Consider the following 3,210-nt stretch of genomic DNA (forward strand, 5'->3'; position numbering starts at 1 on the left):
CAAGCAAATCGAAGCGGAAGCGCAACAGATTGTTAATCAAGTCTTTGCCGACGCTGGTTTGTAAGCAAACTTATCAATTAAAATAGGCGGCCAGAGGCCGCCTATTTTATATTTAGTCGTCTATTATCTTGGTTAAAGCTGAGGCCAACTGTCGGGAACGATGAACCAGAACTTTCCGCTGTCACTTTGGCAATGCACAAAACCATGCTCTTCATTTGCTGTGTAACGCGTGCAGTTTTTACCTTTCCCGCTAATCCATTGAGGCTTTTCCAGTAAGAATAATGCTTCATCTATTTGATGTGACTGGCTTTGATAACACCAAAAACCAGCAATTTGTGACAGATTGAGTTTATAACCTAGGCATTCACTAGGAACAGGCTCATCGTGAAAAGGGTTTACATACAAGCGCCCTTGCATCAGTAAATGACGGCTAACGTCACGCCAAAGTGGGTAAGCCGCACTAAATTGGGCTGATTGGGAAAGGGTCAATTGGTGGTTCAGCATATGTTCAAGTTTGAGATCTAATCGATCTTGAGCATTGGGACCATACCACAGCCCTTGATGTAGCAGGTAAAACTTCACTGCGACTTCCCAATGCTCATAACGCTGACTGCGTTTATTTTTGATGACAAAATCTAGCGAACCTAGTGTACTTCCTGCCTCGTTCAGTTGAATTTCTTCAGAAACGGCGGAATAAGTGGGGTTTAGCGTAAACAATAAAGAACATAAATGCTGGTAGAGAAAGCCTAATCTAGGGTTCCCTCTGTATTCTTCTTTCAATATCGGAACATTGGGTAAAAAAGGAGTACGCGCCGCGACCACACCCTCTCCTTGGAAAAGAGTAGGGGTTGTCGACACCCAGTGTGCCAGTGTGTTGAGGTCCATTGTCATTAATTGTTCTCGTCCTTATTTTTCGACATTCTAGCTTGAAATTGTTATAACCACGCTAATGATAAAACTCAATTTTGGAATGAAAGATGGATAATTTAAAACTTGAAGCTCTGCTCAATCAAAAGCTTAATCCTCAATTGATTAAAGACTATTGCCCTAATGGATTGCAAGTTGAAGGTCGCACTGAAATCAAAAAGATTGTGACGGGTGTGACGGCCTCGCAAGCGCTGATTGAACAAGCAATTGAACGAAATGCTGACGCTTTATTAGTGCATCATGGTTATTTTTGGAAAAGTGAGCCTGAGTCCATCCGTGGAATGAAAGGACACCGGATCCGAGCTTTGATACGAAATGATATAAATTTATACGCATATCACTTGCCGTTAGACATCCATCCAGAATTAGGCAATAACAAATTGCTAGCTGATTTGTTGTGTATTCATGTTGATGGCGGATTAGAAGGGCATCCTCAGTCGGTCGCCATGTTCGGCCATTTTGAACAAGCGTTGACAGCCGATGAGCTCAGTCAACGAATCGAGCAAGCTTTACAACGACGGCCACTGCACGTAGCTCCGAGCTCAAACAAAATCATCAAAACGGTGGGTTGGTGTACTGGTGGTGGGCAAGATTACGTCGATCTAGCGGCGCAGCACGGATTAGATGCGTTCATCTCTGGTGAAATATCAGAGCGGACTACCTACTCAGCAAGAGAGCAAAATATTCATTATTTTTCTGCAGGGCACCATGCCACAGAGCGTTATGGCGTTAAGGCACTGGGAGAATGGTTAGCGAGCGAATATGGCTTTGAGGTTGAGTTTATCGATATCAATAACCCTGTGTAGTGGGCTTGTTTCTGATCAATGTATCAAATGAAAAAAGAGCGAGTGGGAACTCGCTCTTTTCTATTAAGTACTATGACTGGGTTTGCTATTCGCGTTCGTGTAACGGTTTAAAGTTACGCATTTTTTGACCAGTGTAAAGTTGGCGAGGACGGCCAATTTTATTATCTGGATCACTGTGCATTTCATTCCAGTGGGCAATCCAACCGATAGTGCGAGACATTGCGAAGATAACGGTAAACATAGAGATTGGAATACCGATAGCCTTCAGAATAATACCTGAGTAGAAATCCACGTTAGGGTAGAGTTTTTTCTCAACAAAGTATTCGTCAGAAAGCGCGATGCGCTCAAGTTCCATCGCCACATCTAACAGTGGGTCTTGAATATTCAGCTCTTTGAGCACTTCATGGCAAGCCTCACGCATTACCGTCGCTCTTGGGTCGTAGTTTTTATAAACTCGGTGACCAAAACCCATCAAGCGGAATGGATCATCCTTATCTTTTGCTCTGACGACATACTCAGGAATGTTATCAACGTTGCCTATCTCTTCTAGCATACGCAGACAGGCTTCGTTAGCCCCCCCATGAGCAGGCCCCCACAAAGAGGCAATGCCAGCCGCAATACAGGCAAACGGGTTAGCACCAGAAGAACCGGCAAGGCGAACCGTTGAGGTTGACGCGTTTTGTTCATGATCGGCATGCAGTGTGAAAATTTTATCCATCGCGCGTGCAACCACAGGGTTCACTTCATACTCTTCACACGGCGTTGCAAACATCATGTGTAGGAAGTTCTCGGCATAGCTTAAGTCATTACGCGGGTAGATAAATGGTTGGCCGACAGAATACTTGTAGCACATCGCCGCCAATGTTGGCATTTTTGAGAGTAGGCGGTAAGCCGCTATTTCTCGGTGTATATCATTATTAATATCAAGTGAATCATGGTAGAACGCAGCAAGCGCTCCAACCACACCACACATTACAGCCATTGGGTGAGCGTCACGGCGGAAACCGTGGAAGAAACTTGCGATTTGCTCATGAACCATAGTGTGACGCGTCACCGTATGTTTAAACTCTTCATATTGCTTACGATTAGGGGCTTCACCGTAAAGAAGAATATAACAAACTTCCAAGTAATCAGCGTTATTGGCTAATTGATCAATAGGGAAGCCGCGGTGCAGTAACACCCCTTTTTCGCCATCGATATAAGTGATTTGAGATTCACAAGATGCAGTGGCAAGAAAACCAGGGTCAAAAGTGAAGTATCCGTTGGCTCCTAGTTTACGAACGTCGATTACTTGTGGGCCTACAGTCCCATCCATAATCGGCAGCTCGATTGGCGCTTTACCTTCAATATGAAGGGTCGCTTTCTTATCTGCCATAACAATCTCCTTTGTTTATTATTTAATCCGTCCAGGATGTTTGTGTGACATTTTTTTACGTGTGTTCTTAATTAAAGTCAATTTTTCTCGTCTGATGTGTGC

General features: G+C 44.0%; 3 protein-coding genes. 1 reads left to right on the forward strand and 2 read right to left on the reverse strand.

All coding sequences use genetic code 11. The features are described 5' to 3' along the window. Positions 1 to 132: 132 nt before the first annotated feature. The gene (locus AACQ17_RS07970) at positions 133 to 891 is read right to left on the reverse strand and encodes a DUF1853 family protein (RefSeq protein WP_047687810.1); all 759 of its coding nucleotides are present in this window, start codon (positions 889 to 891) and stop codon (positions 133 to 135) included. Positions 892 to 977: 86 nt separating this feature from the next. Here AACQ17_RS07970 and AACQ17_RS07975 point away from each other — a divergent pair, with 86 nt between their 5' ends. After that, positions 978 to 1,733 carry a Nif3-like dinuclear metal center hexameric protein gene (locus tag AACQ17_RS07975; protein WP_094147361.1) on the forward strand — a complete coding sequence of 252 codons (756 nt, stop codon included), beginning with the start codon at positions 978 to 980 and terminating at the stop codon, positions 1,731 to 1,733. 85 nt (positions 1,734 to 1,818) lie between these two features. Here the strand turns inward: AACQ17_RS07975 and AACQ17_RS07980 are convergent, their stop codons facing one another. Next, positions 1,819 to 3,108, reverse strand: coding sequence for a citrate synthase (locus tag AACQ17_RS07980; protein ID WP_017042719.1), 1,290 nt, complete (start codon positions 3,106 to 3,108; stop codon positions 1,819 to 1,821). Positions 3,109 to 3,210 lie beyond the last annotated feature (102 nt).

Source organism: Vibrio sp. V10_P2A27P122, from assembly GCF_963874335.1.
Taxonomy (GTDB): domain Bacteria; phylum Pseudomonadota; class Gammaproteobacteria; order Enterobacterales; family Vibrionaceae; genus Vibrio; species Vibrio anguillarum.